Below are 15,031 nucleotides of genomic sequence, written 5' to 3'. Positions count from 1 at the left end.
CTGCTGCCCCATACCAAGGCTGTCGAGCAGACCCGCGTAGGCCTCAGCGCATCGGCAACGCCTCCAGCGCGGGCCCTGGATCGCTGCGCAGGCGTGAATAGCTGATCGCATCCACCCGCTGGCCGTCGACCAGGAACTTCTCGCGCTGGATGCCCTCCCGGACGAAACCGGCCCGTTCCGCGACGATTCCAGAGGCGGGGTTGTCGGCGCGGTGGCCCAGTTCGAGCCGGTACAGGCCCACCTCGTCCAGGGCCCAGCTGGCCACCGTCGCGGCGGCGCGGCTGGTCCATCCCCGCCCCCGGCAGCGCTTGGCCATCCAGTACCAGAACCAGCCCACCTCGTCGGGTTCGACGGTGATCGCCACCAGCCCACAGAGCCGGTCGTCCTCGTCCACCACGGCCCAGGCCAGGTGCGGGGCGTCGACGGAGGCCAGACGCTCCACATAGGCGCGCGCCTGCTCCAGGGAGGCGATGCCACCCTGGCGGTCCATCGAGACGTCGCCGATGAAGGCATTGAGCACCTCCTGCTCGTCGCCCACCACCAACCGCCTGAGCGAAAGGCTGCTCATGACAGCACTTCCCCCAGGACCCGGCCCGCCTCGCGGCATTGCTCACCGGTCACGTCCAGGTGGGTGACGGCGCGCACCAGGTGGCCACCCACTACCGAGAGGCGGATGCCCCGCTCCCCCGCTGCGGCCACGACATCGGCGGCCGGGCGGGTCCCGGTGGAGACCACCACGATGTTGGTGGCGACCTCCTCGGGAGCGCAGGCTCCCGGCGCTGCCAGCGCCACCTGCTCGGCGAAACCGCGGGCGGCGGCATGGTCCTGGGCAAGGCGCTCCACGTGGTGGTCCAGCGCGTACAGCCCGGCGGCTGCGAGCATCCCCGCCTGCCGCCAGCCACCGCCCAGGCGCTTGCGCTGCACCCGGGCCCGGGCGATGTGCTCGGCCGATCCGGTGAGCACCGAGCCCACCGGCGCGCCCAGCCCCTTGCTCAGGCACAGGCTGGCGGTCTCGAAGAGCGCCCCGTGCTCCCGCAGCGACTCACCCGTGGCGACGTGCGCATTCCACAACCTGGCCCCATCCAGGTGCATCGCCAGGCCGTGCTCGTCGGCCACCTGCCGGATGCCCCGCAGGGTCTGCAGCGACTGGATGGTGCCGCCGCCGAAGTTGTGGGTGTTCTCCACCTCGATCGCCGTAGTGCGCACCAGGAAGGGCCCGTTGTGGGGGGCGACGGCCGCCGAGACCGTCGAGGCACCGGCGATCCCATGCGCACTGGTCCAGGTGCGCGTGGTGATCCCGTGCAGGCTGGCGTGCGCCCCCATCTCGGCCCGCACGATGTGGGCCTGCTGGTCGCACAGCACCTCACCGCCCGGCGGCACGTGCAGCCAGATGCCCAGCAGGTTCGCCAGCGAGCCGGTCGCGCAGAACAGGCCCGCCTGGTGGCCCATCAGGCCGGCGACCCTGGCCTCCAGCTCGGCGACCGTCTCGTCCTCGCCGTAGACGTCGTCCCCGACGGGCGCCTCCAGCATGGCCCGGCGCATCTCCTGGGTCGGACGGGTGATGGTGTCGGACCGCAGGTCGATCATGCCGGGCATCATCATCCTCCTCAGAAGTCGAGGTTGCGGAACTCGTCGATCAGGTTGGGGCGACGGATCCTTCCGTCGGACAGCCGCTCGGCCACCATGAAGGCCAGCTCCAGCGACTGGTTGCGGTTGAGCCGCGGGTCGCAGGTGGTCTGGTAGCGGTTGGCGAGGTCGGCCTCGGCGAGCTGGAAGGCACCGCCCAGGCACTCGGTGACGTCGTCGCCGGTCAACTCGACGTGCACGCCACCGGGCCAGGTGCCCAGCTCGTGGTGGACGTCGAAGAAGCCGTTGAGCTCCTCCACGACGTCGGAGTAGGAGCGGGTCTTGAAGCCGTTGTCGGTCTCGAAGGTGTTGCCGTGCATCGGGTCGCAGACCCACACCACCTTGCGTCCGCTGGCCTCGATGCCCTTGACCAGCGCAGGCAGCTTCTCGCGCACGTTCGCCGCACCCATGCGGGTGATGAAGGTGATGCGGCCGGGCACGCGGTCGGGATCGAGAGCATCGGCCAGGGCGATGGCATCCTCGGGCGTGCTGGTGGGGCCCAGCTTGATGCCGATCGGGTTCTGCACGTGGCGCAGCAGCTCGACGTGAGCGCCGTCCAGCTGCCGGGTGCGCTCGCCGATCCACACCATGTGCCCGGAAGTGTCGTAGGGCAGCTGGGAGCGCGAGTCGATGCGGGTCATGGCGTGCTCGTAGTCGAGCAGCAGGGCCTCGTGGCTGGCGTAGAAGTCCACCTCGGACAGGGTCTGGTCGCTCACGCCGGTGGTCACCATGAAGGCCAGGGCACGCTCGATCTCATTGGCCAGCTGCTCGTAGCGGCTCTCCACATTGGAATTGCGCACGAAGTCGGCATTCCACGAGTGGATGGTGCGCAGGTCGGCGAAACCGCCCTTGACGAAGGCACGCACCAGGTTCAGCGTGGCGGCCGAGGCGTGGTAGACACCCACCAGGCGCTTGGGGTCGTGGCGACGGCTCTGCTCGGTGAAGTCGAAGCCGTTGACCGCATCGCCACGGTAGGCGGGCAGGGTGACGCCGTCGCGGGTCTCGGTGTCCTTGCTGCGCGGCTTGGCGTACTGGCCGGCGATTCGTCCCACCTTGACCACCGGCACCTGCGCGGCATAGGTCATCACGACGGCCATGCTGAGCAGCACGCGCAGCTTGCCCTTGACGTTGTCACCGGTCACCGTGTCGAAGGTCTCGGCGCAGTCACCTCCCTGCAACAGGAAGGCGCGGCCCTCGGCCACCTCCGCGAGCTTCTCGCGCAACTCGTCGCACTCACCGGCGAAGACCAGCGGGGGCAGGGTGCGCAGCTGGTCAGTGACCGCGGCCAGTTCGTCGGCGTCCTGGTAGGTGGGCTGCTGCACCTTGGGCAGTGCGCGCAATTCGTCCAGGGAAGGCACTCGGGAAGACATGGCAGTCAGCCTAGCCGCGCGTCCACGCTGGCGGGCGCCCGTCCACGCGACGACAGGACACCAGGTCGTCGGCCTGTGCCGGCCATGCCTCAGCGGGGGTCCTCAGGCTCGGCCAGGCCGACCTCCAGCGCGTAGAGCGTCAACTCGACACGATTGTGCAGCTGCAGCTTGCGCAGCACGTTCTGCACGTGGTTCTGCACGGTGCGGTGGCTGACGAAGAGCTCCACGGCGATCTCGCGATAGGCCATGCCCTTGGCGACGCGACGCAGCACGTCGGTCTCGCGCGGGGTGAGCTGGGGACCCTCGGCGCCGGGGTCGTGGGCGATGGTGGCCATCCGACGGAACTCGCCCAGCACCAGTCCGGCCAGGCCGGGGGTGAAGACGGCGTCACCCTGGGCGGTGCGGCAGACCCCCTCGACGAGCTCGGCGCGGGAGGCCGACTTCACCAGGTAGCCCTTGGCCCCCGCCTTCACGGCGCGCAGCACGTCCTCACGCTCGCCGGAGGCGGAGACCACCAGCACCTTGGTCTCGGGGAAGTCGCGCAGCAGCACCTGGATGCAGGTGGCGCCGTCAGGTTCGGGGATGCGCAGGTCCATCACGATGACGTCGGGGCGGGCGGCGCGGGCGCGACGCAGGCACTCCTGCCCGTCGTGGGCGACCGCCGCGATCTCGAAGCCGGCCTGAACCAGGTCCTCGCCCAGGGCCTCGATCCACATCGGGTGGTCGTCGACCAGCATGACCCGTCGAGCCTCCATCACTGCTCCTCCGGCGCATCCATCGGCACGTGCAGCTCCCACTCCACTCCCCGTCCTGGCTGTGATCGTGCCACGGCCCGGCCCCCGATGTCCTCCAGCCGTCCCACGATGGACGCACCAATGCCCAGGCGTCCCCCGGCGGCGGCATCGGCCACCTGCTCACGCGACATGCCGACCCCGTCATCGCGGATGCTCACCAAGAGCTCGTCGTTCTCCACCTCCACGAGGATCCAGGCACGGGCGCCGGGGCCGGCGTGGCGTTCGACGTTGAGCAGCACCTCACTGACGGCTGCACCCAGTTCTTGGGCACGGCGAGCCTGCAGGAGTACCTCGCCGGCCGGGGCGGCCACTGTCACGCGGTCGTCGGCATGGGCCTCGATCAGTTGGACCACGTCGGTCTGGCTGCCAGGCTCTCCTGGCAGGTCGACGGTGCGGTCCTGCAGCAGCAGACGCAACTGGGACTCCTGCCGCCGGGCCAGTGCCGCGAGCCGCTCCCCCTTCGGTCCGAGCTCCGGCCCTTCCCGCTCGACCATGACCAGCACCTGCAGGGCGCCGTCGTGCACGATGCGGTTGAGACGGTCGCGCTCGGCCAGTACGAGCAGGCGCGCATTGCGCGCATCACGGTCGGCGGCGACCTCCTGCACCGTGGTGACGATCTGGGCGGTGGCCCAGGCACACACTGCCTGCACCACCAGCAGCGACCACACCCACGGCTCCTCCAGGGAGTGCAGGTAGCAGACCAGCACCAGGGCGCTCGCGGAGGCCATGCCGACCCCTGCGCCGTACCAGACGGCCAAGGCCAGGGAGGGCATCCCCATCCAGAAGCCACCCACTCCCAGCTGGGTCTGCAGGAAGACCTCGTGTCCCAGCGTCCAGTCGGTCAGGGCGACGACCAGGGCGGAGACGGCCAGGTCCGCCCAGAAGACCGAGGAGCGGCGGGTGTCCGGGTCCCGCAGGAGCCGGTTGACCACGACGGTCCACAACCCCATCCCCAGGCACATCGCCAGCAGCACCCGGGGATGGTCGGCGCGTTCGATGCGCGCCAGGTTCACCACCACGGCATGGACAAGCAGCCCCCATCGCATCCGGGCCTGCACCCGGTAGACGGAGTCGAACAGGTCGTCGGTCGCGCCCAGGGCCATGCTCAGTCGTTGCCGTCGGTGGGGCTGTGGTGGCGTGGCCGGGTGATGTCGCGTCCCTTGGTCTGCGCGCCCTGGTCGAGCCGGACCTGGCGCAGGGCCTGGCGTCGCGCGTCGGCCTCGGCAGCGCGCCGGGCCTGGTCGCGGGCAAGGTCGGCGGCCAGGGCCTGGGCGCGGGCGATCTCGGCGGCCTCGGCCTCCCGGTCGGCGATCCGCTGCTGTTGCTCGGCCAGTTCGCGGGCCCTCCGGGCGCGGGCCTCGGCCCGGGTGGCGGCGGTGCGGGTACGGCGCTGTTCCAGCAGTCCGGCACGCCGTCGGTCGACATCGATGTCCATGTAGGTCTGGCCGGACAGCGCCATCAACGATTCCATCAGCAGGTCGGTGACCATCTGGCAGACCAGCTGTTCCTGTCCTTCGGGGCAGGGCAGGGCGCGGTAGCGCTCAAGGTCGAGCGGCGTGCCCACGCGCAGGTGTGGGGCAACGGTGCGTGCCACAAGGGACTGCTGTGGCAGCACCGCGACCGGCAGCACGGGCACCTGTGTGTCGAGCACGAGCCGGGCCACCCAGGGCCGGCCCCGGTAGAGGCGCCCGTCGGGGGAACGTCCCCCCTCGGGGAAGACCGCGACCAGTTCGCCCTGCTCCAGCAGCGCCTTGGCCCGGGTGTGGGCCAGCTCCTCGGGGTCCTGGTCGGGCTCGGAGCGTCGGGCCAGCCGCTTCAGGGTCCTGGCGGCGGTTCCCCGGTGAGGGCCGACGACGTGGATGCGTCGGCCGTGCGGGCGGGCGGGCACCTGGTCCAGGTGCGAGAGGTGGTTGAGCACCAACAGGGCTGGCCCCTCGGCGGGGAGGAGGTCCGCGCCTTCGACCTGGACCCGTACCCGTTCGGCGGCCTGGTGGGTGAGTTCGGCGGCACGCGCCACCAGCTGCGGACCGGCGGGCGGCTGCTCGGGAGGAGGGCTCGCGGGCCCGCCGCCAACCTCGGTGCCGGGGGTGGGCCCCGTCATGTCGGGGGCGGTCCCGGCCTCGTCCCGGCTCTGCTCGTCGATGCTCATCGGTCCTCCTGCTCCTGGCCTCGCGCGTGGGGAACGCGGCGGGGCGGCCGCCTCCCAGACTAGGGCCTGGGCAGGTTGCGGACGGCCTGCCGCGCCCCGTGGCGGGTGCTGCCTGCGACGTCGTGCTCGTCGTAGGCTGGTGGACGTGACCAGCTGCTTCGACGAATCGTCCTGCCGATGAGCGCCACGGACGACACCGAGGCCCGTTTCCGGGCGATCGTGGACGCCGAGTTCGGCCCCCAGCCGGGCGGACCCGCGCCATCGACGGAGCCCCGTGACCTGTCCTCCACCCCGGCGTCGGAGGCCGCAGCGCCCGCTCCTCGGGAGGCTGCACGTCCGGGCACCCGCGACGACTTCTCGATGACCGCGGCGATGGACGCGGCGGTTCCCGACGACCCCGATGAGCCCTTCGTGCCACCCCGACCCCGCCCGGCGGAGATGCCGAAGGGCCCCTTCCTGGCCAGCTCGCTGCTGATGTCCTTCGCGGTGCTGGTCTTCCTGGGGGCCATCTTCGGCGCCGAAGTGGGGCCGCTGGTGGGCTGGGCTGTCGGCGCCTTCCTGATCGGCCTGGTGGTGGCGCTGGTCAGTCTGCCGAAGGACCGTGAGCCGCTGGAAAATGACGGGGCCCAGGTCTGAGGGCACTGCCCCTTCCAGCCCCAGCCCTGCGGCGCCACCCATCGTCCGTGCACCGGCCCGACGAACTACTCGGTCCAGTGCTGGTCGCTCCAGTAGCGCGGCGGCCAGACGCTCTCGCGCTGGGTCTGGCTCGACGCCGCGGTGGACGCCCATCGGGAGCGCGTGGAACGCGATGAGATCGCCTCGCCCGGCTCCAGTCGGTGCAGCAGGCCGCCCAGTCCGGTACCCCTTCGCCGGCGACGCGGCCAGAAGCCGCGGGCGGCACCAGGGGGCTCGTCCATCGAGTGGCGTGCCAGGTCAGCGGCACCGACCAGACCGGCGTCATTGAGGAAGCTCGCGAGCTCCAGCCGGGCCGGGGGCCGGAATCCCCGCCCGGTGAGGGTGCGGTCGAAGGCTTGTTGAGCCGGTTCCATCAGCAGGTCGCCGGCGGCGCTCACCCCACCGCCCACGACGAACAGGTCCGGGTCCAGGGCAGCCGCCAGGTTCGCCAGCCCGCGCCCAAGCCAGGTGCCGACGTCACTGATCAGCTCCACCGACATCCGGTCACCGTCCATGGCGGCGGCGGTGACGTCGGGGCCGGTCAGGGCGTCGATGTCGCCGTCGATGCGTTCCAGCAGTGGCTGTGCCTGAGGGGAGTTCTCGCGCAGGAGGGCCTTCGCGTCACGCACCAGGGAATTGCCCGAGGCGTACTGCTCCCAGCATCCCCGGTTGCCGCACGGGCACCAGTGGCCCTGGGGCACGACACCCATGTGGCCGAACTCGCCGGCCATGCCGAAACGCCCACGAAAGAGCCGGCCATTGATCACCAGGGCACCGCCGATACCGGTCCCCAGCGTGATGCAGGTCATCACGTGCGCATTGCGCCCGGCGCCGAAGCGGTACTCGGCCCAGGCGGCGGCATTCGCGTCATTGTCCACCAGCACGGGCTGTTCGATGCGCTGGTTCAGCCGGGCCTTGAGCGGTTCGTTGCGCCAGGCCAGGTGGGGCGAGAAGCGCACGATCGCCTGGTCGGTGTCGACCCATCCGGCGGCTCCGATGCCCACGGTGACGGCCTGGTGTGTGGAGCACAGCTCCTCGACGACCTCCACGATGACGTCCTCGACCGCTTCCGGACTGGTCGAGGGTGTGGGGCGCTGGAGCCGTCGCAGGACCTGGCCCCGTTCGTCGACGACGCCGGCTGCCACCTTGGTGCCACCGATGTCGATGCCAATGCTCAGCACACCGTCGCTCCCTCCTGACCGCCGGACTCAACCGACGCGGCGAGCCCCCGTCAGGGGCATCTGGTCGACGGGCGCCACCTTGACGCCGCTGCGTGGATTCGCCGCATGGACGATCATGCCATTGCCGATGTACATCCCGACATGGCTGATCCCCGAATAGTAGAAGACCAGGTCGCCGGGCTGCAGCTGGCTGGTGGGAATGGATGTGCCGGCACCGAACTGCGCCTGGGAGGTGCGGGGCAGGCCGACGCCCGCCTTCTCCCATGCCCGCAGCATCAGCCCTGAGCAGTCATAGGCGCCCGGACCGGTGGCTCCCATCACATAGCTCTTGCCCACCTGGGACAGGGCGAAGGAGACCGCGGTTCCTGCCCGTCCCGAGCCGGCGGTGGCCGGGCCCGCCGACGACTCAGGGCTGGACTCGCTGCCGGTGCCCGCGCCACTACTTGAGCTGGGGATGGCGGTGGGGCTCGGGCTGGCAGCCGCCTCGGCAGCACGGTCGGCCTCGGCGGTGCGAGCCTGTTCGGCAGCCCGGGCGGCCTCGATGGCCTTCTTGGCCTTGGCCTGCCGCTCGGCCTCTTGCTTGCGCTCGATCTCGGCCAGACGCTTCTTCTCCTCGGCCGTCAGCTTGTCGAGGACCTTCTGGGCCTCGTCCTGCTTGCGGTGGTACTCCTGCGAGGCCTTGGCCTGGGCAGACTTGGCGGCGGCGATCTGGCGGCGGGACTCGGCGGCGCTCTGCTGGCTCACGGCGAGGTCCGCCTGGGCCAGCTGCAGTTCCTGCACCCGCTGGTTCGCGCGATCGGTCACCGACTGCACCTGGGCGAGCTGGCCGAGGAAGTCCGCCTCGTCCTGGCTCGTGAGCAGGCGGGTGGTCATGTCGACCCCGCTGGTCTGGTAGCGCTCGGCGGCGAACTGGCCCAGGCTCCTGCTCAACTCGTCGACGGTGGCGTCCTGGCTGGCCAGGTCCTTGTCGGCACGAGCCAGCCGCTTGCTGGCCTGGTCCAGCTTCTCCTGCAGTTCGATGTATCGGGCGTCGATCGCGGAACTCTCCGCCTCGATGCGGGCCAGTTGTTCCTGAGCGCGCGCGACGGCATCAGGGTCTGCCTGTGCCGCGGGGCTGCCGCACCACAGCGAGGCTGCCATCACCGCGGCCACTGCCGTGCTCGCACCAAGCTTTGTGAACCTTGCCACCGTCTGTCTCCCATCGCGCTGGCCGCGCTGGCCACCGCGTCGAATTCTAGGTTGCGTCACAGACGCCGACCAAAAGCCTCGCCAGGTCTTCAGCCAAGCCGCATCGTCGCCCCCTCAGGCGGCGCTCGCCAGTGGCCGGTCGCTGGCCGGGGCCCGGCCGCCGAGCCCGTCCAGCAGGCCTGCGCCGGCGAGAACCAGGACCGCCTGCAGCTCTTGTTCGTCCGGTTGCGTGCCGTTCCAGTCCCGCTCCAGGATGCAGTCCGCCTCCCAGGCCACCAGCTGCGGCCACCCACCCGGGCACGGGATCTCCTGTTCGGTCCGGTCGAATACGGACCCTCGTGCGTCACTCGTGTTCTCCATGCCCATGAGGCTGTCATCCGGCACTGACATTTTTCGCACACCTGTTCTGTTCACGTCGTCCGGCGGCTTTTGTCAGAACCGGTGCATAGCGTCTCCCCCATGAGTCCCGCCGCCTACCGAGCCAGTCAACCGAGCTTCGACGACCTGGGCACCCACCTGTCACAGGTGACCTTCGTCGTGGTCGACCTGGAGACCACTGGTACCGGTGAGCAGAGCGCCATCACCGAGTTCGGGGCGGTGAAGGTGCGCGGCGGCGAGATCCTGGGCGATTTCCAGACCCTGGTCAATCCGGGAGCACACATCCCCGCCTCCATCGCCGTGCTGACGGGAATCACCGACCGGATGGTGGCCGACTCCCCCACGATCGGACAGGTGATGCCGAGCTTCCTCGAGTTCTCCCGCGGTGCGGTGCTGGTGGCCCACAATGCCGGCTTCGACATCGGCTTCCTCAAGCGCGCCTGCGTCCAGCTCGACACTCCGTGGCCCGGCCCCGTCGTGGTCGACACCGTTGCCCTCGCCCGGCAGGTCCTGCTGCGCGACGAGGTCGCCAACTGCAAGCTGGGGACCCTGTCGGCCCATTTCGGGGCCACCACCGTGCCCAACCACCGCGCACTGTCCGATGCCCGGGCCACCGTCGACGTGCTGCATGCCCTGCTCGAGAGGGTCGGCAGCCTGGGCGTGGACACCCTCGAGGACCTGGTGGAGTTCACGCACAAGGTCTCTCCACAGCGACGGGCCAAGCGGGTCTGGGCCAAGGAGCTGCCCACCGGTCCGGGCGTCTACTGCTTCCATGCCGACCACCAGGAGTCAACGGGGACGCGGCGGGAGGTGCTCTACGTGGGCAAGTCGAAGAACATCCGCACCCGGGTGCGCAGCTATTTCACCGCAGCCGAGAAGCGGGGTCGCATCGAGGAGATGGTCCGGGTCGCCACCGGCGTCGAGGCCCATCCGTGCGCCACCGAGCTGGAGGCGGAGGTGCGTGAACTCCGACTGATCCGTGCCCACCGTCCGCGCTACAACCGCCGCTCCCGCAACCAGGACAAGCTCGTGTGGGTGAAGTTGACCCGTGAGGCCTTCCCTCGGCTCTCGGTGGTGCGCCAGGTGCTCGCCGACCAGTGCGACTACTGGGGACCCTTCCACAACCGCCAGTCGGCCGAGTCCGCGATGTTGGCGCTCTACGACGCCTACCCGATCCGCCAGTGCACCCAGCGACTCTCGACCACCCGGCCCACGGCCTCCTGCGCCCTTGCCGAGATGGCGCGCTGCCTGGCCCCCTGCGAGCTCGGCCGGGGTGCGCAGGACTATCCCGAGGTCGTGGAGCAGGTGAGGGTGGCGATCAGCCGCGACGTCCGTCCGGTGCTCGGGCGCACCAGCCAACGCATGGCCCGCCTGGTGGAACAGCAGCGTTTCGAGGAGGCACAGGTGCTCTCCGAGCGGATGCAGGGCTATGCCCGGGTCACCTTGCGCGGGCAACGCATGGCTGCGGTGGCCCGCTGTGCCCAGATCGTGGCGGCGCTGCCCCGCGACGAGGGAGGCTGGCAGATCCACGTCATGCGCCACGGCCGGCTGGCGGCGGCCGTGGTCAGCCTGCCCGGCGAGGTGCCCCAGCGGGTGGCGCGTGAGGCGGTGGCGCGCGCCGAGACGGTGCTGCCTCCGCGCGAGGGAATGCCCGCGGCCACCGTCGAGGAGTGTGAGTTGCTGGCCGCATGGCTGGAGCGTCCCGGGGTGCGCCTGATGGACCTCGACGGCGAATGGAGCTGGCCGGTGAACGTGGGGCTGGCCGAGGGCCAGCTGGCGCGCCTGCTGCTCGGCCGGGACCAGACGGGCTCAGTTGCCCAGGGAGAAGGTGGCCTCGAGGTCGTGGTTGGAGAAGGCGCGGAAGGCGATGTGGGTCTCGGTCTCCAGCACCCCGGGGACCTTGTTCAGGTGGTCGGCGACGACCTCGGCGACGGCATCGTTGTCGCGCACGCGAACCATCACGATCAGGTCGATGGCACCGGTGACTGAGTAGACCTCGCTGACGCCGTCGAGGGATGCGATCTGCTCGGCGACCTCGGGGATGCGGGAGACCTCTGCCTTGACGAAGGAGATTGCGGTGATCATTGTCCGATCCTAGTGGCGCGCCGGGGCGACATGCCGACGGGCCGCCCCCTGCAGGGGACGGCCCGTCTGGCGTGGTGGGAGCCTGGGTCAGGCGATCTCGACCGACTCGATGACGACCGGCTCGACCGGACGGTCCATGCGGCCGGTGGGGACCTGGGCGATCTCGTCGACAACCTTCTTGCTGGCCTCGTCGCTCACCTCACCGAAGATGGTGTGGCGACGGTTCAGGTGCGGGGTCGGGGCGACGGTGATGAAGAACTGCGACCCGTTGGTGCCGGGGCCCGCATTGGCCATGGCCAGCAGGTAGGGGCGGTTGAAGGAGAGCTCCGGGTGGAACTCGTCACCGAACTGGTAGCCGGGGCCGCCGGTGCCGGTGCCCAGAGGACAGCCGCCCTGGATCATGAAGCCGTCGATGACTCGGTGGAAGCCGAGGCCGTCGTAGAACTTGCCCTTGGTGGTGTCACCGCTCTTGGGGTCGATGTAGTCCTTGGTTCCATCGGCCAGGCCGACGAAGTTCTCGACGGTCTTGGGCGCCTGGTCGGCGAAGAGCTCGATGACGATGTCGCCGTGGTTGGTGTGCAGGGTTGCCGTGCTTGCCACAGTCATTCCTCTCGTGTCAGGGAGGCGCGAGCCGCGACGCGGGGGCGCAGGCCCGTGCCCTTCACCACGAAAGCCTAGCCGCCCGGACCTGCCGCCCGGGGCCGTTGCTGTTCGCTCTGCGGGTAGACGGGCTGGCTGGGCTGTTGCCAAACCCCCTTGTTGGCTAGCGTGAAGGGGTGCTCGACCACGAGCTCCCAAACGATCGGAGGAAACGTGTCCCGGAAGAAGGACGTGCGCGACACCGCCGCAGAGACCACTCACACGGCCGTTGAGCGTGGAACCGAAATTCTCGAGCAGGCCCTGGAGGCGCTGGCCCCCCTGCTCAGCACGGCATCCGAGAAGACCGAGTCCGCCCGTGAACAGCTCGCGCCCTACGCGGAGCAGGCCAAGGACAAGCTCAGCCCGGCCACCGATGCCGCGAAGGTGAAGGTGGCCCCGCTGGCCGCCACCGCGGTCGTTGGCGCCAACAAGGCCCGCAAGCAGCTGGAGCCCCACCTCGAGGCCGCTGCCGACAAGGTGCAGCCCGCCGTGGAGCAGGCTCGCTCCAAGGTGCAGGAGGACCTGGTCCCCCAGCTCGTCGAGCTGCTCCACCAGGCCGAGAACCACCCGGCCGTCAGCGAGGCGAACAAGCGCAGCCATGCTGCCGTTGCTGCCCTGCGCGGTGACCTGGAGCTTCCTGAGAAGAAGAAGCGCAATGTCGCCGGGTCGGTCGCCAAGGTGGCCGCCGTCGGCACCGTGATCGCCGCCGTGGGCGTGGCCGTGCGCCAGTTCCTGGCCACCAAGGACGATGCCTGGACCGCCCACCAGCCCAGCGACGCCTACCGCGCCGACGAGAGCGACCAGACGGTCCCCACCGAAGCGTCCCCGGCTTCAGCCACGTGGGTCGCCGCCACCAGCGAGGACGCCACCCTGGACCGCGCCGAGACCGAGCCCGCCGACGGCGCGCTCGCCGTCACCGAGCCCTCACCGGAGGAGCGCATGGGCGCTGAGGGTGGCCCGGCCACTTCGGAGCACGTCGCCGAGAGCCTCAACGTGCTCAATGAGTACGGCGAGGGCTCCTATGTGGGCGACGAGCCCCCGGCCGACTACGCCGTCAAGGGCAACGAGCGTTCCATGAAGTACCACACCAGCGATTCGGCCGGCTATGAGCGCACCATCGCCGATGTCTGGTTCCGCAGCACCGAGGATGCCGAGAAGGCTGGCTTCACTCGCGCGCAGCGCTGATCCGGGACCGGCACACCGCGTGCCGTCCGACAGGTCCTGACCAGGAGGGTCCACGCCACATGGCGTGGGCCCTTCTGGCGTCCCCGTCCACTGCACCCGCACCGGACGGGGGGACCAGGGCCGGTGTTGTCCACCTGTTGTCCTGGTGTTGACGCAGGTGGCGCTCGCGGCCACGCGCTCGGAAGGCTGGCGACGTGGGAGCAAGGCGCACCCACCGTGATCACCACAGGAGACACCATGTCCGGCGTACTCGCCTCCCTACCGACCCGTACCCGTCCCGATGTCCCAGTGGGGACGCGGGTCCGGCAGGGCAGGTATTCCGGGACCATCCCCGCAGACGAGCGGTGGGTACCGGCTGCGCCCTTCCGGACCAGCTTTCGCATGCTGGTGGACGCGACCGGGCTGCCTTGGCAGATGGTGGCCGGGCTGGCCCGTGTGCCGACCCGGGTGGCAGCCCGTCTGGTGAGTGATCCCCCTCCCCCGCGCCACCGCCTTCGTCAGATCGATGGCCAGCGCATCTGCTTGCTCTCCGCGCGCTCGGTTCGCTGCTTGCGTCGTCGCCGGGTGCCCGCGGCCACCGCCCGTCGCCGTCTTCGTCGCCTCGAGCGCCAGTGTTCCCGTCTGGAGGTCGCCCGACGCACGGGGGTGGCACGGCGCGAGCTGGACCTGTTGTCCCGGGCCTCCACCAGCGAGTGCAGCGAACTCACCGCACGGCTGCTGCTCATCCTGGAGAACGAGCTGCAGGAGTCTAGTGTGGGCCCGGTGAGGGATGACTTGAGCCCGCCGAGCCGTATCCTCGAGGCGGCATGACGGGGGCCGCTCCTTCCGCCACCGCGTTGGTGGCGGTGCTGCTCACCTGTGCTGCCGCGTGCCTCTTCCTGATCGTCGTCATCGCCCGCTTGCCCGAGCCGGAGGACGCGGTGCAGGAGGGCTGGACCAAGCGCCCCTATGCGAGCCTGGCGGCCAAGGGGCCGGTGTGCGTCGTGTTGCTGCTCTCCGCCGGCAGCGCACTCCTGGCAGTGGAACAGGCTCGCTCGCAGTGGCCTTTGCTGTTGGTCCTGGCGGGCCCCGTGTGTGCGTTGGTCACCTGCGACCTGTACACCACGTGGCTCCCCCTCCGAGCGACCCGGTGGTGCTGGGTGCTGTCCGCAGCGGCCCTGGCCTGTTGTCTGCTGGCCACGCCCCGCGACGCGTGGACTGTGGGCCTTCGCTCCACCCTCGCTGCGGCCGTCACCACCTTGTTCTTCTGGACGTGCTGGCGTCTGACGGGCGCCCTTGGCTTCGGGGACGTCCGCCTGGTCGGAATGCTGTCAGCTGGCGCCGCCCTGGACTCGTGGACACTGGTCGGCGCCACCCTGCTGGCCGGCACAACGGTGGGCGCCGTCGCCTCGATCGTCGTCGCACTGCTCCGGCGACGAAGGCCTCATCCCATGGGGACGACGATCCCCTACGGCCCGGCGCTGTGGTCGGGCATATGGCTGGCCTTCCTGGCCACCTGAGACCCCTGGAGAGCCCGACTGACTGCCCGGGCCAGCTGTGTGGTCCTTCGACACTGCGCCCACGACCACCAAGGGCTCCTCCCAGCGCGTTGCTGGCGTGCGTCGATGCTGCCTGCAGGTCTGTGGATGGCTCAGCGGCAGACCAGGCCGGCTGGTACCCCTGGTCGGTGAACAGCCCTGGAAGGGCAACCACGGGAGCTCGCGGACTCGCCACCACGGGCACACCTGAAAGGGCCCGTGGCCCCCGAATGATCGGGGAGAC

Annotated in this window: 15 protein-coding genes and 1 pseudogene; 5 read left to right on the top strand and 11 right to left on the bottom strand. The window is 70.3% G+C overall.

The features are described 5' to 3' along the window. Positions 1–43: 43 nt before the first annotated feature. The 6 genes from ACHFFZ_RS05625 to ACHFFZ_RS05600 form a co-directional block, all read right to left on the bottom strand. Positions 44–568 carry a GNAT family N-acetyltransferase gene (locus tag ACHFFZ_RS05625; RefSeq protein WP_394275679.1) on the bottom strand — a complete coding sequence of 175 codons (525 nt, stop codon included), beginning with the start codon at positions 566–568 and terminating at the stop codon, positions 44–46. Further along, positions 565–1,587, bottom strand: a complete 1,023-nt coding sequence (locus ACHFFZ_RS05620) for a threonine aldolase family protein (RefSeq protein ID WP_394275678.1) — start codon at positions 1,585–1,587, stop codon at positions 565–567. The genes ACHFFZ_RS05625 and ACHFFZ_RS05620 overlap by 4 nt, the downstream gene beginning before the upstream one ends. A 20-nt stretch (positions 1,588–1,607) precedes the next feature. Next, positions 1,608–2,996: a class II 3-deoxy-7-phosphoheptulonate synthase gene (locus ACHFFZ_RS05615; protein WP_394275677.1), complete on the bottom strand. Its 1,389-nt coding sequence runs from the start codon at positions 2,994–2,996 to the stop codon at positions 1,608–1,610. An 89-nt stretch (positions 2,997–3,085) separates the two neighbouring features. Beyond that, positions 3,086–3,751 carry a response regulator gene (locus ACHFFZ_RS05610; RefSeq protein ID WP_394275676.1) on the bottom strand — a complete coding sequence of 222 codons (666 nt, stop codon included), beginning with the start codon at positions 3,749–3,751 and terminating at the stop codon, positions 3,086–3,088. Then, on the bottom strand, positions 3,751–4,893 hold the full coding sequence (locus ACHFFZ_RS05605; RefSeq protein ID WP_394275675.1) for a sensor histidine kinase: 1,143 nt from the start codon (positions 4,891–4,893) through the stop codon (positions 3,751–3,753). The genes ACHFFZ_RS05610 and ACHFFZ_RS05605 overlap by 1 nt, the downstream gene beginning before the upstream one ends. A 2-nt stretch (positions 4,894–4,895) precedes the next feature. Next, entirely contained in the window at positions 4,896–5,939 is a 1,044-nt protein-coding gene (locus tag ACHFFZ_RS05600; protein ID WP_394275674.1) for a lysophospholipid acyltransferase family protein, read from the bottom strand. Positions 5,940–6,116: 177 nt separating this feature from the next. Here ACHFFZ_RS05600 and ACHFFZ_RS05595 point away from each other — a divergent pair, with 177 nt between their 5' ends. Further along, positions 6,117–6,575: a hypothetical protein gene (locus ACHFFZ_RS05595; protein ID WP_394275673.1), complete on the top strand. Its 459-nt coding sequence runs from the start codon at positions 6,117–6,119 to the stop codon at positions 6,573–6,575. Between the two features lie 65 nt (positions 6,576–6,640). On the opposite strand, the gene ACHFFZ_RS05590 is transcribed toward ACHFFZ_RS05595, so the two are convergent. The 3 genes from ACHFFZ_RS05590 to ACHFFZ_RS05580 all read right to left on the bottom strand — a co-directional run bounded on the left by ACHFFZ_RS05590 (position 6,641) and on the right by ACHFFZ_RS05580 (position 9,343). Continuing rightward, positions 6,641–7,795: an ROK family glucokinase gene (locus ACHFFZ_RS05590; protein ID WP_394275672.1), complete on the bottom strand. Its 1,155-nt coding sequence runs from the start codon at positions 7,793–7,795 to the stop codon at positions 6,641–6,643. A 27-nt stretch (positions 7,796–7,822) separates the two neighbouring features. After that, complete coding sequence (locus ACHFFZ_RS05585; protein ID WP_394275671.1) at positions 7,823–8,983, bottom strand: NlpC/P60 family protein; 1,161 nt, start codon at positions 8,981–8,983, stop codon at positions 7,823–7,825. Between the two features lie 114 nt (positions 8,984–9,097). Then, on the bottom strand, positions 9,098–9,343 hold the full coding sequence (locus ACHFFZ_RS05580) for a hypothetical protein (protein ID WP_394275670.1): 246 nt from the start codon (positions 9,341–9,343) through the stop codon (positions 9,098–9,100). A gap of 99 nt (positions 9,344–9,442) precedes the next feature. Here ACHFFZ_RS05580 and ACHFFZ_RS05575 point away from each other — a divergent pair. Beyond that, positions 9,443–11,125 (top strand): annotated as a pseudogene (locus ACHFFZ_RS05575) (DEDD exonuclease domain-containing protein); the annotation flags it as partial. Positions 11,126–11,170: 45 nt separating this feature from the next. On the opposite strand, the gene ACHFFZ_RS05570 reads toward ACHFFZ_RS05575, so the two are convergent. Beyond that, a complete protein-coding gene (locus tag ACHFFZ_RS05570; protein WP_394275669.1) occupies positions 11,171–11,446 on the bottom strand; it encodes an Lrp/AsnC family transcriptional regulator in 276 nt (91 codons plus the stop codon). Between the two features lie 87 nt (positions 11,447–11,533). Then, positions 11,534–12,046, bottom strand: coding sequence for a peptidylprolyl isomerase (locus ACHFFZ_RS05565; protein ID WP_394275668.1), 513 nt, complete (start codon positions 12,044–12,046; stop codon positions 11,534–11,536). A 213-nt stretch (positions 12,047–12,259) separates the two neighbouring features. Here ACHFFZ_RS05565 and ACHFFZ_RS05560 point away from each other — a divergent pair, with 213 nt between their 5' ends. The 3 genes from ACHFFZ_RS05560 to ACHFFZ_RS05550 all read left to right on the top strand — a co-directional run bounded on the left by ACHFFZ_RS05560 (position 12,260) and on the right by ACHFFZ_RS05550 (position 14,769). Continuing rightward, positions 12,260–13,270: a hypothetical protein gene (locus ACHFFZ_RS05560; RefSeq protein WP_394275667.1), complete on the top strand. Its 1,011-nt coding sequence runs from the start codon at positions 12,260–12,262 to the stop codon at positions 13,268–13,270. Positions 13,271–13,507: 237 nt separating this feature from the next. Then, positions 13,508–14,080: a hypothetical protein gene (locus ACHFFZ_RS05555; protein WP_394275666.1), complete on the top strand. Its 573-nt coding sequence runs from the start codon at positions 13,508–13,510 to the stop codon at positions 14,078–14,080. Continuing rightward, positions 14,077–14,769, top strand: a complete 693-nt coding sequence (locus ACHFFZ_RS05550; protein WP_394275665.1) for a hypothetical protein — start codon at positions 14,077–14,079, stop codon at positions 14,767–14,769. The genes ACHFFZ_RS05555 and ACHFFZ_RS05550 overlap by 4 nt, the downstream gene beginning before the upstream one ends. The last annotated feature ends 262 nt before the right edge of the window (positions 14,770–15,031 follow it).

This window comes from Luteococcus sp. (genome assembly GCF_043424415.1).
Lineage (GTDB): Bacteria > Actinomycetota > Actinomycetes > Propionibacteriales > Propionibacteriaceae > Luteococcus.
This window is presented reverse-complemented; position numbering and strand designations above follow the sequence as displayed.